Origin of the sequence: Phaeobacter gallaeciensis (assembly GCF_001678945.1) — a bacterium.
In the GTDB taxonomy this organism is placed as follows: Bacteria; Pseudomonadota; Alphaproteobacteria; order Rhodobacterales; family Rhodobacteraceae; genus Phycobacter; species Phycobacter gallaeciensis_A.
Map to the genome: position 1 here is coordinate 3,049,630 of NZ_CP015124.1, position 24,674 is coordinate 3,074,303.

The window sequence follows — 24,674 nt, forward strand, 5'->3', positions numbered from 1 at the left end:
GTTGGCCTTGATTGGGCTAGCCTTTACCTCATGGGGGAGGCATTAAAAAGCCCCGGCGGTTTTGCAGGGACACTTTGCACGGACAATTTGCAAGGGCACAAGGTAGGTAGCGGTGAGCGATCAGGAGCATTTCGAAGCAGGAGAGCGAGTGGCGGTGCTGACCACGCAGCCGCTTGACCGGCTTCTGGATTACCGCGCCCCCGAGGGCGGTTGTTTCCTCGGTGCCTATGTCGAGGTGCCGCTGGGTCCGCGCAAGGTGCTGGGCGTGGTCTGGGGGCCGGGCGCGGGCGATTTTGATTCGTCGAAACTGCGCAGCGTGACCCGTGTGCTGGACGTGGCGCCGATGCGCAGCGAAATGCGCGCCTTTCTGGGAAAGGCCGCCGATTACACCCTGACGCCGATGCCCGCGATGCTGCGGCTGGCGAGCCGGGCGCCGGGGCTGTCCGATCCGCCCTCGATGCGCAAGATCCTGCGCCGCGGCGATCAAGAGCCGGACCGGCTGACCGATGCCCGCGCCCGGGTTTTGGACGCGATGGAGGAATTTGGCGGGCTGGCTTTCACCGCCAAGGAACTGGCCGATATGGCGGGCGTGACCCCGTCGGTGGTCAAGGGGTTGGTGAAACAGGGCGCCCTGCGCGAGGAAGAAACCCCGCGCGATCTGCCCTACCCGAATCTGGACCCCGATCTGCCGGGCAAGGCGCTGACCGACGATCAGGCGGCAGCAGCGGCGGCGCTGGAAGAGGGCGTCAAAAGCGGCGCCTATGGCACCACGCTGCTGAAAGGTGTCACTGGATCAGGCAAGACCGAGGTTTATCTGGAGGCGGTGGCGGCTGCCTTGCGCGCCGGGCGGCAGGCGCTGGTCCTGTTGCCCGAGATCGCGCTGACAGCGGAGTTTCTGAAACGGGTCGAAGCGCGGTTCGGCGCCACCCCGGCGGAATGGCATTCCGGCGCCACCATGACCGAACGCCGCCGGGTCTGGCGCATGGTGGGGCAGGGCAAGGCGCAGCTGGTGATCGGCGCCCGCTCGGCGCTGTTCCTGCCGTACCGGAACCTTGGGCTGATCATCGTCGATGAGGAACACGACACCTCTTACAAGCAGGAGGATGGCGTCCTTTACAATGCCCGCGACATGGCGGTGCTGCGCGCGGCCATGTGTTCGGCGCAGGTGGTATTGGCCTCGGCCACGCCCAGCCTTGAAACCTGGGCCAACGCCGACGCAGGCAAGTACAAGCGGCTGGATCTGACCTCGCGCTTTGGCGCCTCGGTGCTGCCGGAGATGCGCGCGGTGGATATGCGGGCCGAGGATCTTCTGCCCTCGACATGGATCTCTCCGACGCTGAAATACGCCATGAAGGCGCGGCTGGAGCGGGGGGAACAGTCGCTGTTGTTCCTCAACCGGCGGGGATTTGCGCCTGTAACCATCTGCCGGGCCTGCGGCGCACAGGTGGCCTGCGATCAGTGCGACAGCCGCATGGTCGAGCATCGCTTCCTGAAGCGGCTGATGTGCCACCAATGCGGTGAGACGAAACCGGTGCCCGAAGTCTGTCCATCGTGTCAGGTCGAGGGCAAGATGGCCCCGGTCGGCCCCGGGATCGAACGGCTGGGAGAGGAGGCAGCCGCGCTGTTTCCCGAAGCGCGCATCGCGGTTCTCAGCTCGGATCTGTTTGGGTCGGCCCGCGCGCTGAAGCAGCGGATCGAGGAGATTGCGGCGGGGGAGGCGGATATTATCCTCGGCACGCAATTGGTGGCCAAGGGGCATAACTTTCCGCTGCTGACGCTGGTGGGCGTGATCGATGCGGACCTGGGTCTGCAGGGGTCTGACCTGCGCGCAGCAGAGCGGACATTCCAGCTGATGCGGCAGGTCGCGGGGCGTGCGGGCCGGGCGGAAAAGCCGGGCGAGGCGCTCTTGCAGACCTTTCAGCCCGAGCATCCGGTGATCCGGGCGATCCTGTCCGGGGACGAGGAAGCCTTCTGGAAGGCTGAGGCCGCTGAACGGCAGGCTGCCGGGGTGCCGCCCTTTGGCCGTATGGCGGGGATCATCCTGTCGGGATCAGATCTGGCGCAGGTCTTTGATCTTGGCGAAACGCTGGCGCGCAACGATGGTGCCCTGCGCCAGATCGGCGCGCAGCTGTTCGGCCCGGCCCCCGCGCCCATCGCCCGGGTCCGGGGCCGCCACCGGGTGCGGCTTCTGGTGAAGGTGGCCAAGGGCGCGCCATTGCAAGAGGCCATCGCCCGCTGGATCGCGCCGGTGCGCCCCAAAGGCGATCTGCGCCTCAGCGTCGATATCGACCCGCAGAGTTTCTTTTAGGGCACGGGGCCTTCTTGCTCCCTTGCGTACACCGCTTTTCGCTGACCGATATGGTCACGAAAAGTCAGAGCAGCTGATCATAGGCCTTCTCGGCCAGTGTGCGCAGGTGATCACGTGGCATCTGGCCGACCACCGCATAGCCCAGCGGGCCATCCTGCCAGTAAAGGCCCTGTGTTGCTCCTTCACCAGCGTAACGGAAGGCGCTGTCGCCGCCGGAATGCTGGGGGGCAATATAAAGGGTAATCCGGGTGCCTGCGTCGTTTTCGTACATGAAAAGCCCGGCCGTTCCGTCCTCGGACGGTAGAACCCGGCCGCCCATCAGCGCAAAACCGGAGGCCGCGAGGTCGGGTGGAACCAGCGGGGCGCCGACGCGTTTTGAGATCCAGCTTTCCAGATGGTCGCGCTGACTGGCGGGCACTTCGACCGGGTGCACCACCTCGACCACATAGGTGTCATGAGCCTTGAGCGCGGCCTGTGCCAGATCATTGCCAGACGTCATGGGAGCCAGCGCGCCGCGCCCGATCCAGCCGCCAAGCCCGCCAAGTGTCAGAAGACCCACCATTGCCGCCACGCGTGCCGGGGCGCGAAAGGGCGAGCGCGGCGCGGTTGCAGGGGCGGGGCGGCGCAGAATATCGGTCAGGGCCTCGGGCGTGGGCTCCTCCGGTTCGGGGAAGAGCATCCGCAATTCCTCGTCCTGCTGCGCCCAGTCGGCGAGCCGTGTCTGTGCCGTGGGGTCGGCTGCGATCCGCTCGGTAAGCGCGGCGCGCGCGGCCTCGTCCAGTTCGCCGTGGTGATAGGCGAGCAGCTCATCATCGCTCAGCGGGGTGTCGGGATGGGTGGTCATCGGTTGGGTCTTCCGGTTGGTTTCGGTGCGGCGGACGTTGCGCCGCCGCGGCCGGTCATGGTGCGCAGGCTGGCGCGGGCCCGGGCCAGCCGTGACATCAGCGTGCCGCGCGGAATGTCGAGCATGGTCGCGGCCTCGTCGAATGTGGCGCCATCAAGCGCCACAAGCAACAGAGCGCGGCGCTGGTCCTCGGGCAGCCGGGCGATGGCAGCCTCGGTTTCACGCAGCGCTATATGTGCCTCCTGTCCTGCCGGGCGCGAGGGTTCGCTTGGCAGCTCGTCGACGGCGATCAGGTGGCCAGGCCGTGGGGCCCGGCGCATCAGGTCGCGGTGGCGGTTGATCAGGATGCGGAACAACCAGGCTCGCAGCGCGCCATCGGGACGGCGCTGGTGCAGCTTGGCTACGGCCCGTTCGAGGCAATCCTGGACAAGATCGTCGCCCGCCTCGGCGTCGCGCATCAGCGCATGGGCGTAGCGGCGCAGTGCCGGGATCTGGGCTTCGATCTTGTCCAGGTCAGTCATGGGAGGGGGGGACCTTCGGGCCGGGGCGCGCCTACGGGCGGGCCAGGTGCCAGACGCCCTTGACGCCGTCACCGGTAATATCGCCGGACTTGGCATCCTTGAACCATGTGTAGAGCGGCTTGCCCTCGTGGGTCCACTGGCGGGCGCCATCGGCGCGCAGGATGATGCCAAAGGCGCCCTGCGGTCGGGCCTTGCTGCTGGCCTCCAGCGGCGGCCATTTCGTGGCGCAATCGCCATAGCAGTTGGAAACGGCGGCTGTGTCCTTGTCGAAGGTATAAAGCGACATGCCGCTGCCGTCGGTCAGGATCGCGCCCTTGGCGCTGTCGCCGCTCTGGATCGCGGTAGCAGCCTGTACGACTGAGCCAATCATGGCTGCGGCGATAACGGCGATAGGGAAGGTGAAGCGCATCTTTTGGTCCTTTCATCTAAGATCGTACCGGTCCGTTGCGACCGGCAGATAATAAGACGCGCCTGCGCGAGAAATAATCCCGCTGACCTACAAATTTTTATGCGGTCACCGTCCGGCCCGGCTGATCGATCAGGAAATCGGTCAGCATCGCTCCGATCCACATGCAGAACAGCGCCAGCCAGGCGGTGCCGGCAAAGATCGACCCGCCGGTGACGCCCGCGCCGATGGCGCAGCCACCCGCCAGCATGCCCCCAAACCCCATCAGCGCTGCGCCGATCATCGCCTTGCGCATGGTGACGGCGCCGTCAAAAGCCTGGATCCGCATCTCTCCGGACAGGGCAGCGGCCAGCATCGCGCCGATAAAGACGCCCGGCACCAGGCCCACGTCGAATTCAAGAATGGCGTTGCGGTCGAGGAAGAACATCAGGGTATGGGCCGAGGGGCCGGTGAAGGTGGCACTTTCGATCTGCACCGGGTCAAAGGCGACGAGGCTGAGCTCATAGGTCAGCACCCATCCCATGGCGACGGCAAACCCCACGCCCGAGGCAAAGATCAGCCGCGCCGCGCCGATACGGTTGCGGCGCGACAGCCAGAGCGCCAGCACAGCAATCGCCGCGCCAAGGGCCAGACCGCCCCATTCCGGCAGGCCAAAGGTGGCCAGAAGGTCCATGTTGCGCCCGCCGGAGGTCACCCAGAGCCCGGCCAGCCGGTCACGCAGCGGTGACAGCACGCCCGAAAGGCTCATCTGCGCCACGACGGCAAAGATCAGCCCGGATACGACCGAGCGCAAGTTGCCGGTGGCCGCCAGCACCAGAAGCCGCCCCGAGCAACCCCGCGCCAGCACCATGCCGGCGCCAAAGATCAGACCGCCGATCACCGCGCCGGACCAGCTGCCCGGCACCGCCATCATCCGCGCATCGGCTGCGCTCATCAGTCCCAGAAGCTGCGCCGCCTGCACCCAGACCACGGCGGTGGAAAAGGTCAGCAGCCAGACCGCCACCTTGTCCTCCATCCGGCCGCGGGCGAATTCCACGGTGGCTGCGCGCAGGCAAAAGCGCGAGCGCTGCGCCGCAACGCCAAAGGTCAGCCCGGTGAGCAAACCGAACAGGGCCGCCGTCGGGGCCTCTCCGATGCCTTCTACAAGTGAAACCAGATCCATTGCGCGCCTCCCGATCTATGCACGCATCGTAATATGTATAAAATTGCCCGGCTGCATTGATGCAGATCAGATGTGCAGGGGCGGTTTTACTCTCGCCAGAGCGGGCAAAGGGGCGTACATGCTTGACCCATGTTCAATCCCGTCCCGATAGAGACCGCGCGCAATATGCCGCGCTGGCGCCGCCCGACCACGCTGTTGTTCGTCATGGCGCTATGTATGCCGATTGCCTTTAACGCGTGGAATGCGCTGCTCAACAACTTCGTCATCGAGGCGGCGCAGTTCGACGGCGCCGATATCGGCCTGCTGCACACGGTCCGCGAAATTCCCGGGTTTCTGGCCATCGGGGTGATCGCGGTGATCCTGCTGGTGCGGGAACAGGTGCTGGGGCTGGTGTCGCTTATGCTGCTCGGCGCGGCGACGGCGGTCACTGCCTGGTTCCCCTCGCTGGGCGGGATTCTGACCATCACCATGCTGTCCTCGATCGGGTTTCACTACTACGAGACGGTGAACCAGTCGCTGCAGCTGCAATGGCTGCCAAAGGCGCGGGCGCCGCAGATCCTGGGTTGGCTTCTGGCCGCTGGATCGGCGGCGACGCTGGTGGTCTACGGGCTGATTGTCCTGCTGTGGGAGCCGCTGAACCTCAGCTACAACGTCGTTTTCATGAGCGCAGGCGGGGTGACGACGCTGCTGGCGCTGGGCTGTTTGCTGGTCTATCCGCAGTTCGAGGCACCGCACCCGCAGGTCAAGAAGCTGGTCCTGCGCCGCCGTTACTGGCTCTATTATGCGCTGCAATTCATGGCCGGGGCGCGGCGGCAGATCTTTGTCGTCTTTGCCGGCTTCATGATGGTCGAGAAATTCGGGTTCGAGGTGCATGAGGTCACCGGGCTGTTCCTGATCAATCTGGTAATCAATATGATCGCGGCGCCGCTGCTGGGCCGGTTTGTCTCGGCCTTTGGTGAACGGCGCACGTTGATCTTTGAATATGCGGGTCTTGCAATCGTCTTTGCCCTTTATGGCGGGCTCTACTGGTTCGGCTGGGGTGTTGTGCTGGCGGCGACGCTTTATGTCATCGATCACGTGCTGTTTGCGCTGGCGCTGGCGCTAAAGACCTATTTCCAGAAGATCGCCGATCCCGGCGATATCGCCCCCACCGCGGCGGTTGCCTTTACCATCAACCATATCGCGGCCGTCTTCCTGCCGGTCCTGCTGGGTCTTTTGTGGGTGATCTCTCCGGCGGCGGTCTTTGGTCTGGCGGCGGCGATGGCGTTGATCTCGCTGACGCTGGCCTGCCTGATCCCGCGCCATCCCGAGCCGGGCAACGAGACGGTGTTCAGCAAGTTCACCGCTGCCGCCCCGGCCGAGTAAAGGCGAGACATTGGAGGGGAAGGCCGTGCGCAGTGCGTGGTCGGGCCGGTCGGCCTGCGCGCCTTACGCTTGACGGGACCGTCTGCGGGGCCTAGGCGCTGTACAGCACATCCTGGAGACCCGCCATGCCCACTTTCACCGCCCTGACCACCCTCACCGGAAAAGCCAAAGCCGAGGCGCTGGGCGATGCGATGGAACGTCTGACCCCGGAACCCACCGGTGTCGGCGTTTTCGAGGTCGAGGATGGATCGGGCCTGTGGGAGGTTGGCGGCTATTTCACCGAAGCCCCGGATGAGGCCGGTCTTGCGCTGCTGGCAGCGATGCATGAGGCGAAACCCTTTGCCGTCTCTGAACTGCCGGAAACCGACTGGGTCGCCCATGTGCGCCGGGAACTCGCTCCGGTCGAGGCCGGGCGGTTCTTCGTCTACGGCAGCCACGATGCGGATAAGGTGCCGGGGGACAAGATCCCGCTCCTGATTGAGGCGGCAATGGCATTCGGCACCGGCCACCACGGCACCACGTTGGGCTGTCTTCGGGCGCTGGATCATCTGATCGACACCGGATTTACTGGCGCCAAGGTGGCCGACATCGGCTGCGGCACTGCGGTTCTGGCCATGGCAGCGGCGCGGGTCTGGGATGGGCAGTTCATGGCCAGCGATATCGATCAGGTCGCTGTCGAGGTCGCCGAGGCGAACCTCAAGGCCAATGACATGGGCGGGCAGGTGACCTGTCTTGAGGCCGCAGGCTTTGATCACCCGGATCTGAAGGCGGTGGCGCCCTATGATCTGATTTTTGCCAATATCCTGAAAGGCCCGCTTGTGGCGCTGTCGCCGGATATCGCCGCGAACCTGCGCAAGGACGGCTTTGCCATCCTGTCGGGCATCCTCAACGAGCAGGCGGACGATGTGATCGCGGTCTACGCAGAGAACGGTCTGACCCTGCGGCGGCGGGATGAAATCGGTGAATGGACGACGCTCTTGCTGCAGAAAGAGAGCTGATTGAGCTAAGTTTGCCTCTTATTTTAAGTATCCGCCCAAAACTTGCCACATTTCGCGCGCATACTGCCTCAATCGCTGGTGGGGGCCAGTAGGTTTTGGGGGCTCGTGTTATGGGCAAGCAACATCAAGAATTCCAGGCGCGTCTGCGGCGCCTTGAAGGCAAGCACAACGACATGTCTGCTGGCTATTCCGCCCGGGTGCGCTCGGACGGTCTGATCGTGGTGGCACCGCGCCAGATACGCTCGCGGATCACACCGCGCGCGGTGGTGTTTTTCCTCTGCGCCTTTTTCCTGTTCAAGGGTTTCCTGATGGCGGCGCTGGGGTTCGCCAGCTACGACGCACGGGTGGCGGACCTGTCCAAAGGGGTCGCGGTCGAGCGGGTCGGTGCCTTTCTGATGCAAGCCGAGCCGGTGTCCATGCTGATCGGAGAAAAACTCCGCCCCTATCTGCACTGAAGAGCGGTATCGCGCGTTTTCCCTGCCGCCTGTATCGGTTGCGGCGGCGGGTGCCGACACATTCCTGAATTCAGACGAAAAACGCCGCAGACCAGGGTGGTCCGCGGCGTCTTACTGTGCGCCCTGAGGGAAAAAGAGCGTCAGTCAGGTCAAGGGAGGCGATCAGAAGACCGGCTTGCCCTCTGCAATGTCGTCGATGTCGCCGCGGCACATGCCGATGTCGGCCAGTTCGCGGTCGCTGAGACCGGACAGCGCCTTGCGGGTTACACGCGCGTCATTCCAGGCCACGACAGAGGCCAGAGTGGTGGTCAGAAGGCCGCCGATACGGCCAAACAGGCCGACGGAGCCATAGGTGGTGCGGGTGGTGTCGAATGCAGCCATATCCTTGTCCTCTTGGGTATGTGTTACTGTGATGCGCCGTGTGACGTTAATCGGCAGGTAGAGGCGAAATCCGTCGGCAGCAAGGTCGATTTTTGCATGGCCCCATGCAAATTTTGCATGGCTTTTGGCCTTGTAAATAAGGGCTCTCCTCCGTTTTGCAGTGTTTATGCCAGCGGATGTCGCAGCCCGACATCGAGAGGGCGTTTTCGAACCCGAATTTACCGATTTGCGCCGTCTCCGGTGTTCGCGCCCCTGGGCGGCCCAAGGCGAAAGCGTTTGGATATGTTCGCCTTTTGTGCTAGTGGATCTTCAAAACAATTCGAACCAATGAGCAGGGACCGGTCACAGCATGCGGATTTTGGGAATCGACCCGGGGCTGCGGACCCTCGGTTGGGGCGTTATCGAATCGCAGGGCACGCGCCTGTCGCATGTGGCGAACGGGCTGTGCCAGTCAGATGGGGATGATCTGGGAGAGCGGCTCTTGTCGCTCCACAATCAGGTCAGCGAGGTGATCGCGGCCTACCGTCCAGATCAGGCGGCCATCGAACAGACCTTCGTGAACAAGGACGGTGCAGGGACGCTGAAACTGGGGCAGGCGCGCGGCGTTGCGCTGTTGACCCTGGCCAAGGCCGGTCTGCCGGTGGGGGAATATGCGCCCAACCGGGTGAAGAAGACGGTGGTTGGCGTCGGACATGCGGACAAGGGGCAGATCCTGCATATGGTCAAACTGCAACTGCCCGGCTGCGCGCCCAAGGGCGCGGATGCCGCAGATGCGCTGGCGATTGCCATCTGTCATGCCTATTACGGGGGTACGCAGCAGCGGGTCCTGAAGGAGGTGCGGGCATGATCGGAAAACTCACCGGACGGTTGGAGTACCGCGCCCAGGACCACGTGCTGATCGACGTGCGCGGCGTTGGCTATATTGTCTATTGCTCGGATCGGACCATGGCGGCGCTGCCCGGTGTCGGAGAGGCGGTGGCGCTTTATACCGAACTTCTGGTGCGCGAGGACCTGATGCAGCTGTTCGGGTTTACTTCGCTGGTGGAAAAGGAATGGCATCGGCTGCTGACCTCGGTGCAGGGGGTCGGGGCGAAGGTCTCGCTGGCCATCCTCAGCGCGCTGGGGCCAGATGGGGTTAGCCGCGCCATTGCGCTTGGCGACTGGGCAGCGGTCAAGGCGGCCAAGGGGGTCGGTCCCAAGACCGCGCAGCGCATCGTGCTCGATCTGAAGGACAAGGCGCCCGGCGTGATGGCCATGGGCGGGACCGTCACCGAGGCAATGGACGGGCCTGAGCTGGACGCGGTGGTGGAAACGGGCGAACCCGCACCCGCGGCAAAACCCGCGCGCAAGAAACAGCAGAAACAGCCCAGCGGAGCTGCTGCGGCCTCGGCCGGGGCGCTGTCGGCGCTGGGGAACCTTGGCTATGGCCCGTCGGATGCCGCCGCTGCCGTGGCCGAGGCCGCAGCAGCAGAGCCGGAAGCCGGAGAGGCGGAGCTGATCCGCGCCGCGCTGCGCCTGCTGGCGCCCAAAGGGTGAACGAAGAATGGCAGTGAAGCACAAAGCGCAGTGCCCGGCCACGGGTGGAAACGAAGTGCCCGCCCGGGGGGGCGGCCGGGCACTGTCCGGCCTGTCGACCGGACGGGAGCGTGCGAATGATAGCCTGCGAGGCCGAAATGATTGACGCCGATCCCACTCTGCGCCCCGATCCATTGCCCGAAGACGGTGCAGGCGATGGCGACCGTGCCCTGCGCCCGCAGGGGCTGGGCGAGTTTATCGGTCAGGCCGAAGCGCGTGCCAACCTGCGCGTCTTTATCGAAAGCGCCCGCCGCCGCGGCGAGGCGATGGACCATACGCTGTTTCACGGGCCTCCCGGCCTTGGTAAGACAACGCTGGCGCAGATCGTGGCGCGCGAGCTGGGCGTCAACTTCCGCATGACCTCTGGCCCGGTGCTGGCCAAGGCAGGCGATCTGGCCGCGATCCTTACCAATCTGGAGGCGCGGGACGTCCTGTTCATTGACGAGATCCACCGGTTGAACCCGGCGGTCGAAGAGGTGCTTTACCCGGCGATGGAGGATTTCGAGCTGGATCTCGTCATTGGTGAAGGCCCGGCGGCCCGCACCGTGCGGATCGAATTGCAGTCCTTTACTCTGGTTGGGGCCACCACCCGGATGGGCCTGCTAACCACGCCACTCAGGGACCGGTTCGGCATTCCCACGCGGCTGCAGTTTTATACCGTGGAAGAGCTGCACGAGATCGTCACCCGCAACGCCCGCAAGCTGGGCGCCCCGGCGGATGAGGCCGGCGCGCGGGAGATCGCGCGGCGCGCCCGCGGCACCCCCAGGATCGCCGGGCGGCTCTTGCGCCGCGTGGTGGACTTTGCGGTGGTCGAGGGCGATGGCACCATCACCCGGGAGCTGGCCGATGGCGCGCTGACCCGGCTTGGTGTCGATAATCTGGGCCTAGATGGCGCCGATCGCCGTTATTTGCGGTTGATCGCCGAGAATTATTCGGGCGGCCCGGTGGGGATCGAAACCCTGTCGGCGGCGCTGAGCGAAAGCCGCGATGCGCTGGAAGAGGTGATCGAGCCCTTCCTGTTGCAGCAGGGGCTGATCCAGCGCACGCCGCGTGGCCGGATGCTGGCGCAGAAGGCCTGGACGCATCTGGGGATTGCACCGCCGAAATCGCAAAGCGATCTGTTTTCCTGAAGGGGCGGGGCGCCGCTGCCGCGGCGCAATAACTTGCTGAGAGGTTCCTGAAGGACAGATCTGTCCCTCAGGAACCTTTTCTATTGTGTGTTCCCCTTTTCCGCCTCAAGGGTGAACCACGCGTGCCGCGTGGCCGCTGGCGCGGCCCTTGACCCGAAAAAGGGGGCTAGGCGGCCCCCTTGCCGTTCTGGGGTGTTGCGGGCATAGACGGAAAAGAAACGAAACGGGAAAACCGACGGAGCCGCCAGTATGACATTGGACCTGACACCGGAGCAGATCGAAGCGCTGTTTTCCCGTCCCGGCGGTGGCTATGCCTTTGCGCGCTGGGGGCGCCCCATTGCGCCCATCGTCTTTGGCGTCGAAGAGGAAACACTGAAGACCGTCAAGGGCGCGCTCGAAGCCGTGGTGACGCTGGCAGGGCACCAGATGGCCGAGACCGATCCCGAGCTGGGCGCCAATCTGATGTTCTTTTTCTTCCGTGAGTGGGATGAGCTTCTGGAAGTGCCGGATCTGGGCCGCCTGATCCCGGATCTGGATCCGCTGGTGGCGCGGCTCAAGGCGGCGGATGCCAGCCAGTATCGCGCCTTCCGGTTCGACGATCAGGGTGCCATCCAGGCCGGGTTCGTCTTCCTGCGGATGCAGGGCGAACTGGCGCGGATGCCTGCGGAAACCCTGGCGTTGACGCAGGCGGTGCAGGTGATGCTGATGTGGGGCGAGGGCGCCTTTGCCGACAGGTCTCCGCTGGCGGTGCTGCCGGAAACCGGCGCGACCATCCTGCGCCCCGAGATCGCCGGGGTGATCGCCGCCGCCTATGACCGGATGATGCCGGTGGCTGCGGATGATGCCTCGCACGCGCTGCGTCTGTTTGCGCGTCTTCAGGCGCCGCCGCCGGACACACCTGTGCAATAGAGAGGGGAGGTCAGCGCCATGCGGTCCTTCGTCGGGCTGTCACTGCCAGAGGAGGCCATTCTGGCGCTGGAGACCCTGCAAGAGGAGATCCCGGTGGGGCGCGTGGTGCCTGGGGGCAATCTGCATCTGACGCTGGCCTTTCTGGACGATCAGCCCGATTTCGCACTGCAGCTGCTGCATGAAGAGCTGACGCGGATTGCGGCGGTGCCCTTGAGGTTGCGGATCACTGGGCTGGATCTGTTTGGCGGTCGTATGCCGCGTATCCTTTTTGCTGCGGTGGCGCCGGATCCCGGCCTGTCCCGGTTGCGCGATCAGGTGCGGCGGGCAGCAGAGCGGGCGGAGATCGACCTGCCGCGCGAAAGATTCCGTCCGCATATCACCCTTGCCCGGTTTCCCCGCCTGATGCCGGAGCACAGGGCGCAGCGCCTTGGCGCCTTCCTGCAGGCGCAGGGGGATTTCTCGCTGCCAGAGATGCAGATCGACCGGATGGCGCTGTTCCGCTCGACCCTGACGCCGGATGGTGCGCGCTATGAGGTGCTGGCGGACTACCCCTTGGAAGATCCCGCACCGTCATAAAGGCCTGGGGCTTGCTGGCCTGAGGGGGGCGCCCTAGGGTGCGGGCAAGAGCGAGAAAGGGCAGATCATGACGCATGAATTCCCGTTACAGGTCTACTATGAAGACACCGACATGGGCGGGATCGTCTATCACGCCAACTACCTGCGCTATATCGAGCGGGCGCGCAGCGACTGGGTGCGCAAGCTTGGCAATGACCAGAATGCCATGCGCGATGCTGGCATTATCTGGGTGGTGCAGCGGATCGAAGCCGATTACCTGGCGCCTGCCAAGTTCGAGGATGAGCTGATGGTGGAAACCGAGGTGGAAAAACTGACCGGGGCGCGGCTTACGATGCGGCAGCTGGTGCGGCGCGGCGACACGCCCCTGTTCAAGGCGGCGGTCACGGCGGTCTGTGTCACCGCGGCGGATGGACGTCCCACACGCCTGCCGGCAGAGATTCGCGCATTGCTCTAGGCTGGGGCCTCTGTCACGCCTGTTTCATTGGCTTTTCCGTGTGAACTGCGCTAGCGTTGCCTCAATCAAGGCCGCAGGCAGATGGCCGGAAACGATAGAGCAGGCAAATGGAAGCAGAAACTCTGGCGCTGGCGCAGGAGATTGATTTCTCTATGTGGGGCCTATTCGCGCGGGCCACGATCACCGTGAAACTGGTGATGCTGATGCTGATCGCCGCCTCGGTATGGTCCTGGGGCATCATCATCCAGAAAATCATCAATTATCGCAAGGCACGGGCCGAAGCGGCGGATTTTGAAGCCGCCTTTTGGTCGGGTGAGCCTCTGGACGGGCTGTTCGATCAGCTGGGGCCGGATCCGGCCGGGCCATCGGGGCGGATCTTTGCCGCTGGCATGGCGGAATGGCGCCGCAGTCACCGTAGCGATGGCGGGCTGATCCCCGGCGCGCAGGCGCGCATTGACCGGTCGATGGATGTGGCCATCGCCAAGGAGGCAGAAACCCTGCAAAGCGGGTTGCCAGTGCTGGCCACCGTCGGTTCTACGGCGCCCTTTATCGGTCTTTTCGGCACCGTCTGGGGCATCATGACTGCCTTTATCGAAATCGCCGAACAGCAGAACACCAACCTTGCCGTTGTCGCGCCGGGTATTGCCGAGGCGCTGATGGCAACGGGCCTTGGCCTTCTGGCCGCCATCCCGGCGGTGATCTTCTACAACAAGCTGAGCGCGGACAGTGACCGGATCCTTGGCGGCTATGAAGCCTTTGCCGATGAATTCGCTACCATTCTCAGCCGTCAGCTGGATTCCTGAGCCATGGGCGCCGCTGTTCAACAGTCGTCTTCGGGATCGGGCGGGCGCCGCCGGGGCCGCCGTCGCGGCCGGGTGCAGCCGATGGCCGAAATCAACGTCACGCCCTTTGTCGATGTGATGCTGGTGCTCTTGATCATCTTCATGGTGGCCGCGCCGCTGATGACGGTGGGTGTGCCGGTGGACCTGCCGAAGACCGCCGCGGGCGCCTTGCCTGGCGATGAGGAAGAGCCGCTGACCGTCACCATGACCGCAGGCGGCGATATCCAGATCCAGACCACCTCGGTGGCGCGGGATGACCTAGTGGTGAAACTGCGCGCCATTGCGGCCGAGCGCAGCTCTGACCGGGTCTATCTGCGCGCCGATGGGGCGATTGCCTATAGCGATGTCATGCAGATCATGGGCGCGCTCAATGCGGGCGGCTTTTCCAACGTGGGTCTGGTGACCGACGTGGGCGGTCCGGCGCTGGATGGTGCACCTGCGGGTGCGGCAGATGGCGGGTCGGGCAGCGGCCCGGATCAATAGGCGGGGGCACGACGCGTGCAGACCGGAACCAAGATCTCTCTTGCGGGGCATGGGCTGCTGCTGAGCTGGGTCGCCTTTGGCGCCTGGTTCCCGTCCGAGCCTTTGCCGTTCGAGGTGCAGGAGGTCTCTCTGATTAGCGCCGAGGAATTCGAGCGTCTCAGCCAGGTCCGGCAGGCGCCGCAGGTGGCGCCCGATGCCAGCACGCTGCAGCCGCCGGAAGAGAGCGCCGCGCCTGAGGTGTCCCTGCCGCCACAACAGCGACCAGAGCCGGAGCCCCCCACACCCGAGCCTCTGTCCCCGCCAATCCCCGATCCGGTGGTGGCAGAAACGCCCGAACAGCCCCCGGAACCTGCTGAGCCAGAGGTGCCGGACACGGCGCCCGGCGTGCCCGAGCCGCCAGAGACAACGGCGCTGGTGGCGCCGCAGCCCGAGGTACAGCAGCAGCGCCCGGTGGACCGGGTCGCCCCGGTGCCGGTGGCCCCGCCCGAGCCGGACACGGCAGTGGATGAGATCGAACAGCCCGAAGTCGCCCCCGACGTTGGCGCCGAGACAGAGCAGGAAGTCCAGGAGGCCACCGCCCCCGAGGCCGCCAGCGACCGTATCGTGACCGAAGAGAACGAAAGCGACGAGCAGACCGTGACCGCGCCCGAGCAGTCCCTGCGGCCCCGTGGGCGCCCGATACGCCGCGCGGCGGCGCCGGAGCCGGAGCCCGAAGCGGCGCCGACGCCGGTTGAGACCGAAGACACCCAGCCGCAGGTGGACCCTTCTGCTGTGGAGGATGCGCTTGCCGCTGCGCTGTCCGGCGGCGCGGATGTTGAGGCGCCGGAACCCTCTGGCCCGCCGCTGACCTCGGGCGAAAAAGACGCCCTGCGGGTCGCGGTGTCGCAGTGCTGGAATGTCGGCTCGCTATCGACCGAGGCGCTGAAGACCACCGTGGTCGTGGGTGTCTCCCTCGCGCAGGATGGCAAACCCGACAGCGGCTCGATCCGGATGCTGTCCAGCACCGGCGGCTCGGCAACGGCGGCAAAACAGGCATATGAGGCCGCCCGGCGGGCAATTATCCGCTGCGGTTCACGAGGATTTCAACTTCCCCCTGAAAAATATGCGCAATGGCGTGATATTGAGATGACATTCAATCCCGAAAGGATGCGGATCAAATGAAGACCTATCTGGCACGCCTGGCTCTGATTGGCCTGACATTCTGCGGCGCCGTTCTGGCGCTGAACGGGTCTGCCTTGGCGCAAAACGGGCCGTTGCGGATCGAGATCGATCAGGGCGTGATCGAGCCCTTGCCTTATGCGGTGCCCGATTTCATTCCAGACGACCCGGCAGCGCGCGATTACGCGGCGCAGATCGCCCGGGTGGTGGCTGCGGATCTGAGCGGCACTGGCCTGTTCCGCGAGGTTCCGGCCTCGGCGCATATTTCCAAGGTAGCCGCCTTTGACGACGCTGTGAAATTTGCTGATTGGAAGGCCGTCAATGCGCAGGCGCTGATCACCGGCGCAGTCAGCGTCAAGGGCAAGCGTCTGACCGTGCGCTTCCGCGCCTATGATGTCTTTTCCGAAGGGGAGCTTGGCGGCGGGTTGCAGTTTTCCGGCACCACCGATGGCTGGCGGCGCATGGCGCACAAGGTGGCCGATGCCGTCTACAGCCGGATCACGGGCGAAGGGGGCTACTTCGACAGCCGGGTGGTATTTGTGTCTGAGACCGGCCCCAAGAACGACCGCCGCAAACGGCTGGCGATCATGGATTATGACGGCGCCAACGTGCAGTATCTGACCAACAGCGATGCCATCGTGCTGGCGCCGCGGTTTTCGCCTACCGGCGACCGGGTGCTTTATACCAGTTACGAGACCGGCTTTCCGCAGATCCACGTGCTGGACGTGGGTAAGGTGCAGCGCCGCATCCTGTCGGCGGACGATGGCATCATGAGCTTTGCTCCCCGTTTCGCCCCCGATGGGCGCACTGTGGTCTATTCACAGGCCCAAGGCGGCAATACCGACATTTACACGATGGATATCGCCAGCGGAAAACGCACCCGCCTGACCAACGCACCGTCGATCGAAACGGCGCCTTCCTATTCGCCGGATGGCAGCCAGATCGTGTTTGAAAGCGACCGCTCTGGCGCGCCGCAGCTCTACGTGATGCCCGCAGCGGGCGGCGCGGCGCGGCGGATCAGTTTTGGCACCGGGCGCTATGGCACCCCGGTCTGGTCGCCACGGGGCGATCTCATCGCCTTTACCAAGCAAAGCAAAGGCCGTTTCCATATCGGCGTCATGCGCACCGATGGCAGCGAGGAGCGCCTGCTGACGGCGTCCTTCCTGGATGAGGGGCCGACCTGGTCGCCCAATGGCCGGGTGATCATGTTCACCCGCGAAACCCAGGGGGCGAGCGGCCGGGCGCTGCTCTATTCGGTGGATATCACCGGGCGCAACCTGAAGCCGGTCCGCACCCCCGACGGGGCATCGGATCCGGCCTGGTCGCCGCTGCAGAACTGAGGCCCGGACCGTAAAACGACGGTCATAGGGGTAAATACCGGCATGGCTGCCTGATCCGACATGTGGTAGGCTGCCAGCAAGAAACGTAAAGGGGTAGGGAATGAGCATGAGCGGTTTCAAAAAGGCACTTCTGGTGGTCGCGGCCCTTGGGGTTGCTGGCTGTAGCAACGCCTCCTGGGACGACACCAGGTTCGGGGATGGCAGCGGTGCGGGCGCCGGTGCAGCTGGATCGGTTTCAGACCCCACCAGCCCGGCTTATTTCCAGCAGGCCATCGGTGACCGGGTGCTGTTCGCGGTGGATCAGTCCAGCCTGTCGCCTGCCGCCGAAGAGGTCCTGCGCGGGCAGGCGGGTTGGCTGCTGACCAATACCGATTACAACGTCACGATCCAGGGCCACGCGGATGAGCAGGGCACCCGGGAATACAACCTTGCGCTTGGCGCGCGTCGGGCCAATTCGGCGCGGGAGTTCCTGATTTCCCAAGGGGTTGCAGGCAACCGGATCCAGGTCGTCAGCTATGGCAAGGAACGCCCGCTTGAGATCTGTTCGGCCGAAAGCTGCTATGCCAAGAACCGCCGCGCCGTGACCGTTCTGGCCAGCGGCCTGACGGGGTAAGGCGATGCAGCTGCCCCGCCGGATCCGCGCCGCCCTGATTGCCTCGGCCGCCGTTGCCGCGCTGTTCGGGCCGCTGCCCGCAGCAGCGCAGGACCAGCAGACCCTTGCCGATATTCGGCAGGAGCTGACCGTCTTGCACGTGGAGATCCAGCGTCTGACGCGCGAATTGTCCACCACCGGCGCACCTGCCACCAATCTGGCAGGCAGTTCCGTGCTGGACCGGGTCGAGGCGATCGAAACCGAGCTGCAGCGCCTGACCGCCCAGACCGAACAGCTGGAATACCGCATCAACCGGATCGTTGCCGATGGCACCAACCGCATCGGCGATCTGGAGTTCCGTCTGGTCGAACTGGAAGGCGGTGACATCAGTGCCTTGGGTGAAACCTCGACTCTGGGCGGGGACACCGAGGCGGCAAGCATCGAGACTTCTGTGCCGGTTCCTGTTCCGGGTGATGCCAGCGAGTTGGCGGTGGGCGAGCGCGCGGATTTCGACGCGGCGAAACAGGCGCTGGACGAAGGCAGCTATCAGGACGCCGCCGAGAAATTCGCTGCCTTCAATGCTGCCTACCCGGGCAGCCCGTTGGCGGCAAAGGCCGATTTCCATCGCGGCAAGGCGATGGATGGTCTGGGCGACACGCGCGAGGCGGCGCGGGCCTATCTGGCGTCCTTTACCGGCGATGCGGTTGGCCCGATGGCGCCCGAGGCGTTGTTCGAGCTGGGTGCCGCTCTTGGCCGGTTGGGCCAGCGCGATCAGGCCTGCATCACCCTCTCTGAAGTCAACGCACGGTTCCCCGGCAATGATACGGTGGCCCGTGCCGAGGCGGAGATGGCCACGCTGGGCTGTTCTTGACGCAAGACGCGGCGGATATCATTGCAGGCGTTCGCGCCCAGATCCCACACCCCCTGCCAGAGCGGCTGGGGGTTGCTGTTTCCGGGGGGAGCGACTCGGTTGCGCTTCTTCACATCCTACACCGCGCTTTGACGCCCGAAGGGGTGCAACTCTACGCGGTCACGGTGGACCACGGATTGCGCGCGGCCTCGGCCGCAGAGGCGGAGGGCGTTGCGGCGCTGGCCACGGGCCTTGGACTTTCACACGATATTCTGCACTGGGCCGAGGGACCCGGCGTCGGCAATCTGCAGGATCAGGCCCGGCAGGCTCGCTATGGTCTGCTGCGGGATTGGGCGCGTAGCAAAGGCATCGCCGCACTGGCGCTGGGTCATACGGCAGACGATCAGGCGGAAACCGTGCTGATGCGGCTGACGCGGGCCTCTGGCGTGGATGGATTGTCAGCAATGTCCGCCGTGCGGCAGCTTGAGGATCTGACGCTGCTGCGTCCGCTCTTGTCTTTGCGCCGGGCGGATCTGCGAGATTACCTGCGCGCCGAAGGCGTACCTTGGGGCGACGATCCGTCAAATGAGGACAGGCGATTCGACCGGGTGCGGTTGCGCCAGGCCCTGCCGATGCTTGAAGAACTGGGGCTGAGCGTCGAGGCGCTGTCGCTTGTTGCAAAAAATATGCAACAGGCGCGGCAAACGCTTGATCACTATGCACTATCGGCGGCGCAGGAGGGATTTTCGTTTCAGGCGGGCGCTGTGGCGGTAGAGCGAGCGTATTTTGCGGGTCTACCGGATGAAATTGCCCACCGGTTGCTGCGGGCGGCGCTGCAATGGGTTTCTGGCGGCACCTATCCGCCGCGGCGCGCGCCGATGATGGCAGCGCTGGAAACCGCCCGTACCGGCGGTTCGGCTACCCTTGCTGGTGGGCGCATCCTGTGCCGCCGGGGCCGTGTCTGGATCTGCCGCGAAGCGCAGGCCGTACGTGGCCAGATCGCGGAAGTTGGGCAGGTCTGGGATGGGCGATGGGAAATTAGTTGCGTAAAAACAGATGATTGCAAGGTGCGTGCCCTTGGGGCAGAGGGGCTGCAGCTCTGTCCGGATTGGCGGGAAACCGGTCTGCCGGGACCAGTGCTGGAGGTCACCCCTGCTTTGTGGCGCGGGGCCGATCTGGTTGCCGCACCGCTGGTGAGACCGGCGCCGGGATGTAAGGCAGAGCTGACCTGCAGCGAAGAAGAGTTCTTTGCATCCTTTTTATCGCATTGAACCTGACCGAATGTTCCCTATTTTAAGCGCAACGTGGGCGATCTACGCGTCGCCTCGAATATTGGGAGATTTTCCTTGGGTAATGCACGCAATATCGCCTTCTGGGTCGTTCTGTTTCTGCTGATCCTCGCGCTGTTCAATTTGTTCAGCGGGTCGGGCAGCACCATGCAGAGCCGTGAGCGCACCTATTCCGACTTTGTCGCCGCCGTCGAAGGCGGGCAGGTCAGCACCGTCACCCTTGACGGTGAGCAGGTTCGTTTCACCACATCCGATGGCCAGAGCTATGTCACCATCAAGCCGGGGGACGCGGAAGTCACCTCGATGCTGATCGAGAACAACATCCCGGTGCGGGCTGAGAAACAGCAGCAGTCGGGTTTCCAATCGTTCCTGATCACATTGCTGCCCTTCCTGCTGCTGATCGGTGTCTGGGTCTATTTCATGAACCGGATGCAGGGCGGAGGCAAAGGCGGCGCCATGGGCTTTGGCAAGTCCAAGGCGAAGATGCTGACCGAGAAACACGGCCGCGTCACCTTTGACGATGTTGCCGGTATCGATGAAGCCAAGGAAGAGCTCGAAGAGATCGTGGAATTCCTGCGCAACCCGCAGAAATTCTCGCGTCTTGGTGGCAAGATCCCCAAAGGTGCGCTGCTGGTAGGCCCTCCGGGTACTGGTAAAACGCTGCTGGCCCGCGCGATTGCGGGTGAGGCAGGCGTTCCCTTCTTCACCATCTCCGGTTCGGACTTTGTTGAAATGTTCGTTGGTGTCGGTGCATCCCGTGTGCGCGACATGTTCGAACAGGCGAAGAAAAACGCGCCTTGCATCGTGTTCATCGACGAAATCGACGCCGTGGGCCGCCATCGTGGTGCCGGCTACGGCGGCGGTAACGACGAGCGCGAACAGACGCTGAACCAGCTGCTGGTCGAGATGGACGGTTTTGAAGCCAACGAAGGCGTGATCATCTTGGCGGCGACCAACCGTAAGGACGTTCTTGACCCCGCGCTGCTGCGTCCGGGCCGCTTTGACCGTAACGTCACCGTCGGTAACCCCGACATCAAGGGCCGCGAAAAGATCCTCGGCGTGCACGCACGCAAGACCTCGCTGGGCCCCGATGTGGATATGCGCATCATCGCACGCGGGACCCCGGGCTTCTCCGGTGCGGATCTGGCGAACCTGGTGAACGAAGCCGCCCTGATGGCTGCTCGCGTCGGCCGCCGCTTTGTCACCATGGAAGACTTTGAGAACGCCAAGGACAAGGTGATGATGGGCGCCGAGCGTCGCTCGATGGTGCTGACGGCGGACCAGAAGGAAAAGACCGCCTATCACGAGGCCGGTCACGCCGTTGTCGGCCTGAAGCTGCCCGAGTGTGATCCTGTCTATAAGGCGACGATCATTCCGCGCGGCGGTGCCCTGGGCATGGTTGTCAGCCTGCCCGAGATGGACCGGCTCAACTGGCACAAGGACGAGTGCGAGCAGAAGCTGGCGATGACCATGGCCGGTAAGGCAGCCGAAATCATCAAATACGGTGAAGGCCACGTTTCGAACGGCCCGGCCGGCGATATCCAGCAGGCCAGCCAGCTGGCCCGCGCCATGGTGATGCGCTGGGGTATGTCGGAAAAGGTCGGCAATATCGATTATGCCGAGGCGCACGAAGGTTACAGTGGCAACACCACCGGCTTCTCTGTTTCCGCCCATACCAAGGAACTGATCGAGGAAGAGGTACGCGAGTTCATCCAGATGGGCTATGACCGCGCCTTCAAGATCCTGACCGATCATCACGACGAATGGGAACGTCTGGCGCAGGGTCTGCTCGAGTACGAAACCCTGACCGGCGATGAGATCAAGCGCGTCATGGGTGGCGAGCCGCCGCATTCAGGCGAGGATGAAGGCGACGACACCGATCAGGGTAGTGCCTCGGTCACCGCAGTGCCCAAGGCCAAGCCGAAGAAAACCCCGCCCGAGGGCGGCATGGAGCCGGAACCGTCCTCCTGAGGCGCTTCCTGAATTTAAAAGGCCCGGTCTTTGACCGGGTCTTTTTCTTTGCAGCAGTGGGCATTTGTTTGGACTGGGCCAGTTGGGGTGGGGATGGCGCTGGGTAAAGCCCATGGTTCTCTCTGGCGGTTCGGGGCTTAGCGTGTATGGTTCGGCAAAAGCGCTGTGCCCTGCGAAAGCGGCAGTGCAAAGCGGATGAAGTACAGGGGAGCCTTCACATGCCAGTCTTGCGCGAAACCGAATTCACCGGGGAAATTGTCTGGATGGGACAGGTTCCGGCAGGAGAGGGGCTTGCAGCGATTCCACAGCAGACGCTGGACCTCGGCTTTGACGGCATTGCGGGGGAGCGTCACGAGGGCAGTTTGCGTCCCTCCTGTGTGCGGGTGAAGAACCTCTATCCCACCGGCACCGAAATCCGCAACGTGCGCCAGCTGACCATTCTCTCTGAGGAAGAGCTGGCACTGATTGCCGCGGATATGGGGTTGGAGCAGATCGACCCGGCCTGGCTGGGTGCCAGCCTGGTGCTGCGCGGTATTCCCGATTTCACCTTCATCCCGCCCAGTTCCCGGCTGCAGGGGCCGGATGGCACTACCCTGACCGTGGATATGGAGAATCGCCCCTGCGTGCTGCCGGGGCGCGAGATCGAAAAGGATCATGGCGGTTACGGCGCGAAATTCAAACCTGCGGCGAAAAACCGACGGGGAATCACCGCCTGGGTAGAACGTCCGGGGCGGCTCTCAATCGGGGATGCTCTGACGGTTTTTGTGCCGGATCAGCGCGCCTGGGCGCCCTGAAGCCGCGCCCGAAAGGAACAATGCGTTCCTTTCGGACACTCGAAGTTCCGATCGAATTCGCGCTACGCCGCTTCAAGACACGATAATGTCGGAAATCACGCGCGCCATTTGCCGCAGTCTGGCTAAGTCTTGGTCAACTCCGGCCCGCGAGCCGGTCAACGGACAGAAACAGGTCAGGAACCAGGCCATGAGCTACAAGAGTGACATCGAAATCGCGCGCGAAGCGAAGAAGCTCCCCATTCAGGACATCGGCAGCAAGCTGGGCATGTCGCATGACGATCTGCTGCCCTACGGCCACGACAAGGCCAAGGTGAGCCAGTCCTTCATCAACTCGGTGCAGGATAAACCCGATGGCAAGCTGATCCTGGTGACCGCGATCAACCCAACCCCGGCGGGCGAAGGCAAAACCACCACCACCGTGGGGCTGGGCGATGGTCTGAACAAGATCGGCAAGAACGCCATGGTCTGCATCCGCGAAGCCTCGCTTGGCCCGAACTTCGGCATGAAGGGCGGCGCCGCTGGTGGTGGCTACGCGCAGGTCGTGCCGATGGAGGACATGAACCTCCACTTCACCGGTGACTTCCACGCGATCACCTCGGCACACTCGCTGCTGAGCGCGATGATCGACAACCACATCTACTGGGGCAACGAGCAGGAAATCGACATCCGCCGCGTCCAGTGGCGCCGCGTTGTCGACATGAACGACCGCGCCCTGCGCCAGATCAACGTGTCGCTCGGCGGTGTTGCCAACGGGTTCCCGCGCGAAGGTGGTTTCGACATCACCGTGGCCTCCGAAGTGATGGCGATCCTGTGCCTGGCCAACGACCTGCAGGATCTGGAAAAGCGTCTGGGCGACATGATCGTGGCCTACCGCCGCGACCGCAGCCCGGTTTATTGCCGTGATATCAAGGCAGAAGGCGCCATGGCGGTGCTGCTGAAGGACGCAATGCAGCCGAACCTGGTGCAGACGCTGGAAAACAACCCGGCCTTTGTCCACGGCGGTCCCTTCGCCAACATCGCGCACGGCTGTAACTCTGTCATCGCGACAAAGACCGCGATGAAGGTTGCTGATTACGTGGTGACCGAAGCGGGATTTGGTGCGGACCTCGGCGCCGAGAAGTTCATGAACATCAAGTGCCGCAAGGCCGGTATCGCACCCGACTGCGTTGTGCTGGTGGCCACTGTCCGCGCGATGAAGATGAACGGCGGCGTGGCCAAGGCAGATCTTGGCGCCGAAAACGTCGAAGCGGTGATGGAAGGCTGCGCCAACCTCGGCCGTCACATCGGCAACCTGAAATCCTTTGGTGTGCCGGTTGTCGTCGCGATCAACCACTTCGTCACCGACACCGATGCGGAAATCCAGGCGGTCAAGGACTACGTGGAAACCCAGGGCTCCGAAGCGATCCTGTCGCGTCACTGGGAACTGGGTTCGGAAGGCTCTGCCGATCTGGCCCGCCGCGTCGCGGAAATCGCCGACAGCGGCGTCAGCCAGTTCGCACCGCTCTACAACGATGAGCTGACCCTTTTTGAGAAGATCGAGCGCATCGCCAAGGGCATCTACCGCGCCGATGAGGTGCTGGCCGACAAAAAGATCCGCGATCAGCTGAAACTCTGGGAAGATCAGGGTTATGGCAACCTGCCGGTCTGCATGGCGAAGACCCAGTACAGCTTCTCGACCGATCCCAACCTGCGCGGCGCGCCCACCGGCCACTCGGTCCCGGTACGTGAGGTCCGCCTCTCTGCGGGCGCCGGGTTTGTCGTGGTTGTCTGCGGTGAGATCATGACCATGCCGGGCCTGCCCCGCACCCCTGCGGCGGAAAACATCCATCTGAATGCCGAAGGGCAGATCGAAGGCTTGTTCTAAGGCGCAAATTGCGCAATCTGCGGCCCGGGGACCTATTCCCGGGCCGTAGGAGTTTTTGTGACGATGACCAATCCGAAACCACCGCAGGACTGCGCCGATATGGGAGAGTTGCGCGCCGCGATTGATGCGCTCGATGTGGCACTGGTCAGGATGCTGCGGGCGCGGGCGGATTATATCGACCGGGCGGTAGAGCTGAAGCAGGTGAATGGCTGGCCCGCACGGATCCCGGCCCGTGTTGAGGAGGTTGTGGTCAACGCCTGCCGCACCGCCGAGGCCGAGGGGCTCGATCCTGCTCTGGTCGAAGGTATCTGGCGCGATATGGTGGATTGGTCGATTTCGCGCGAGGCGCGAGAGATCCCCGAGACATGAGCGCGAGGCCGCATCTGGTCTTGCAGCCCTGAGAAGGA

At 64.1% G+C, this 24,674-nt stretch carries 26 protein-coding genes; 21 read left to right on the forward strand and 5 right to left on the reverse strand.

What is annotated here, in order from left to right; all coding sequences use genetic code 11:
• Positions 1–112 precede the first annotated feature (112 nt).
• Complete coding sequence (locus JL2886_RS14485) at positions 113–2,308, forward strand: primosomal protein N' (protein WP_065272658.1); 2,196 nt, start codon at positions 113–115, stop codon at positions 2,306–2,308.
• Between the two features lie 64 nt (positions 2,309–2,372).
• Here the strand turns inward: JL2886_RS14485 and JL2886_RS14490 are convergent, their stop codons facing one another.
• The 4 genes from JL2886_RS14490 to JL2886_RS14505 all read right to left on the reverse strand — a co-directional run bounded on the left by JL2886_RS14490 (position 2,373) and on the right by JL2886_RS14505 (position 5,241).
• Positions 2,373–3,152: an anti-sigma factor family protein gene (locus JL2886_RS14490; RefSeq protein ID WP_065272659.1), complete on the reverse strand. Its 780-nt coding sequence runs from the start codon at positions 3,150–3,152 to the stop codon at positions 2,373–2,375.
• Positions 3,149–3,673, reverse strand: a complete 525-nt coding sequence (locus JL2886_RS14495) for a sigma-70 family RNA polymerase sigma factor (protein ID WP_065272660.1) — start codon at positions 3,671–3,673, stop codon at positions 3,149–3,151. Before JL2886_RS14495 ends, JL2886_RS14490 begins: the two co-directional genes overlap by 4 nt.
• 31 nt (positions 3,674–3,704) lie before the next feature.
• Positions 3,705–4,082: a hypothetical protein gene (locus JL2886_RS14500; RefSeq protein WP_065272661.1), complete on the reverse strand. Its 378-nt coding sequence runs from the start codon at positions 4,080–4,082 to the stop codon at positions 3,705–3,707.
• A gap of 97 nt (positions 4,083–4,179) precedes the next feature.
• The gene (locus JL2886_RS14505; RefSeq protein ID WP_065272662.1) at positions 4,180–5,241 is read right to left on the reverse strand and encodes a YeeE/YedE family protein; all 1,062 of its coding nucleotides are present in this window, start codon (positions 5,239–5,241) and stop codon (positions 4,180–4,182) included.
• A 129-nt stretch (positions 5,242–5,370) separates the two neighbouring features.
• On the opposite strand from JL2886_RS14505, the gene JL2886_RS14510 reads away from it, so the two are divergent.
• The 3 genes from JL2886_RS14510 to JL2886_RS14520 all read left to right on the forward strand — a co-directional run bounded on the left by JL2886_RS14510 (position 5,371) and on the right by JL2886_RS14520 (position 8,059).
• On the forward strand, positions 5,371–6,606 hold the full coding sequence (locus JL2886_RS14510; RefSeq protein WP_065272663.1) for an MFS transporter: 1,236 nt from the start codon (positions 5,371–5,373) through the stop codon (positions 6,604–6,606).
• Positions 6,607–6,731: 125 nt separating this feature from the next.
• Positions 6,732–7,604, forward strand: a complete 873-nt coding sequence (locus tag JL2886_RS14515; protein WP_065272664.1) for a 50S ribosomal protein L11 methyltransferase — start codon at positions 6,732–6,734, stop codon at positions 7,602–7,604.
• Positions 7,605–7,714: 110 nt separating this feature from the next.
• Positions 7,715–8,059, forward strand: coding sequence for a hypothetical protein (locus JL2886_RS14520; RefSeq protein WP_065272665.1), 345 nt, complete (start codon positions 7,715–7,717; stop codon positions 8,057–8,059).
• A gap of 162 nt (positions 8,060–8,221) precedes the next feature.
• Here the strand turns inward: JL2886_RS14520 and JL2886_RS14525 are convergent, their stop codons facing one another.
• A complete protein-coding gene (locus JL2886_RS14525) occupies positions 8,222–8,440 on the reverse strand; it encodes a DUF1127 domain-containing protein (RefSeq protein WP_065272666.1) in 219 nt (72 codons plus the stop codon).
• A gap of 349 nt (positions 8,441–8,789) precedes the next feature.
• On the opposite strand from JL2886_RS14525, the gene ruvC reads away from it, so the two are divergent.
• From ruvC to JL2886_RS14610, 17 genes are all read left to right on the forward strand, one after another.
• Positions 8,790–9,287, forward strand: a complete 498-nt coding sequence (gene ruvC, locus JL2886_RS14530) for a crossover junction endodeoxyribonuclease RuvC (protein WP_065272667.1) — start codon at positions 8,790–8,792, stop codon at positions 9,285–9,287.
• Complete coding sequence (ruvA, locus tag JL2886_RS14535) at positions 9,284–9,976, forward strand: Holliday junction branch migration protein RuvA (RefSeq protein WP_065272668.1); 693 nt, start codon at positions 9,284–9,286, stop codon at positions 9,974–9,976. Before ruvC ends, ruvA begins: the two co-directional genes overlap by 4 nt.
• A gap of 137 nt (positions 9,977–10,113) precedes the next feature.
• On the forward strand, positions 10,114–11,145 hold the full coding sequence (gene ruvB / locus JL2886_RS14540; protein ID WP_065272669.1) for a Holliday junction branch migration DNA helicase RuvB: 1,032 nt from the start codon (positions 10,114–10,116) through the stop codon (positions 11,143–11,145).
• A gap of 249 nt (positions 11,146–11,394) precedes the next feature.
• Complete coding sequence (locus JL2886_RS14545) at positions 11,395–12,054, forward strand: hypothetical protein (RefSeq protein ID WP_065272670.1); 660 nt, start codon at positions 11,395–11,397, stop codon at positions 12,052–12,054.
• 18 nt (positions 12,055–12,072) lie between these two features.
• Positions 12,073–12,630, forward strand: coding sequence for an RNA 2',3'-cyclic phosphodiesterase (gene thpR / locus JL2886_RS14550; RefSeq protein WP_065272671.1), 558 nt, complete (start codon positions 12,073–12,075; stop codon positions 12,628–12,630).
• 67 nt (positions 12,631–12,697) lie between these two features.
• Positions 12,698–13,084, forward strand: coding sequence for a tol-pal system-associated acyl-CoA thioesterase (ybgC, locus tag JL2886_RS14555; protein ID WP_065272672.1), 387 nt, complete (start codon positions 12,698–12,700; stop codon positions 13,082–13,084).
• Positions 13,085–13,191: 107 nt separating this feature from the next.
• A complete protein-coding gene (gene tolQ, locus JL2886_RS14560) occupies positions 13,192–13,887 on the forward strand; it encodes a protein TolQ (protein ID WP_065272673.1) in 696 nt (231 codons plus the stop codon).
• A gap of 3 nt (positions 13,888–13,890) precedes the next feature.
• Positions 13,891–14,409 (forward strand): protein TolR, encoded by a 519-nt coding sequence (gene tolR, locus JL2886_RS14565; RefSeq protein WP_065272674.1) that lies wholly within the window; start codon positions 13,891–13,893, stop codon positions 14,407–14,409.
• A 15-nt stretch (positions 14,410–14,424) separates the two neighbouring features.
• Entirely contained in the window at positions 14,425–15,570 is a 1,146-nt protein-coding gene (locus JL2886_RS14570) for an energy transducer TonB (protein ID WP_065272675.1), read from the forward strand.
• Entirely contained in the window at positions 15,567–16,907 is a 1,341-nt protein-coding gene (gene tolB / locus JL2886_RS14575) for a Tol-Pal system beta propeller repeat protein TolB (protein WP_065272676.1), read from the forward strand. The genes JL2886_RS14570 and tolB overlap by 4 nt, the downstream gene beginning before the upstream one ends.
• Before the next feature lie 106 nt (positions 16,908–17,013).
• A complete protein-coding gene (gene pal / locus JL2886_RS14580) occupies positions 17,014–17,520 on the forward strand; it encodes a peptidoglycan-associated lipoprotein Pal (protein ID WP_065272677.1) in 507 nt (168 codons plus the stop codon).
• Between the two features lie 4 nt (positions 17,521–17,524).
• Entirely contained in the window at positions 17,525–18,370 is an 846-nt protein-coding gene (ybgF, locus tag JL2886_RS14585) for a tol-pal system protein YbgF (RefSeq protein ID WP_116560313.1), read from the forward strand.
• Positions 18,367–19,620: a tRNA lysidine(34) synthetase TilS gene (gene tilS, locus JL2886_RS14590; protein ID WP_082996093.1), complete on the forward strand. Its 1,254-nt coding sequence runs from the start codon at positions 18,367–18,369 to the stop codon at positions 19,618–19,620. Before ybgF ends, tilS begins: the two co-directional genes overlap by 4 nt.
• A 75-nt stretch (positions 19,621–19,695) precedes the next feature.
• The gene (gene ftsH / locus JL2886_RS14595; protein WP_065272678.1) at positions 19,696–21,609 is read left to right on the forward strand and encodes an ATP-dependent zinc metalloprotease FtsH; all 1,914 of its coding nucleotides are present in this window, start codon (positions 19,696–19,698) and stop codon (positions 21,607–21,609) included.
• Between the two features lie 218 nt (positions 21,610–21,827).
• Positions 21,828–22,403 (forward strand): MOSC domain-containing protein, encoded by a 576-nt coding sequence (locus JL2886_RS14600; protein ID WP_065272679.1) that lies wholly within the window; start codon positions 21,828–21,830, stop codon positions 22,401–22,403.
• A 187-nt stretch (positions 22,404–22,590) separates the two neighbouring features.
• Positions 22,591–24,267 (forward strand): formate--tetrahydrofolate ligase, encoded by a 1,677-nt coding sequence (locus tag JL2886_RS14605; RefSeq protein WP_065273725.1) that lies wholly within the window; start codon positions 22,591–22,593, stop codon positions 24,265–24,267.
• Between the two features lie 63 nt (positions 24,268–24,330).
• Positions 24,331–24,636 (forward strand): chorismate mutase, encoded by a 306-nt coding sequence (locus JL2886_RS14610; RefSeq protein ID WP_065272680.1) that lies wholly within the window; start codon positions 24,331–24,333, stop codon positions 24,634–24,636.
• Positions 24,637–24,674 lie beyond the last annotated feature (38 nt).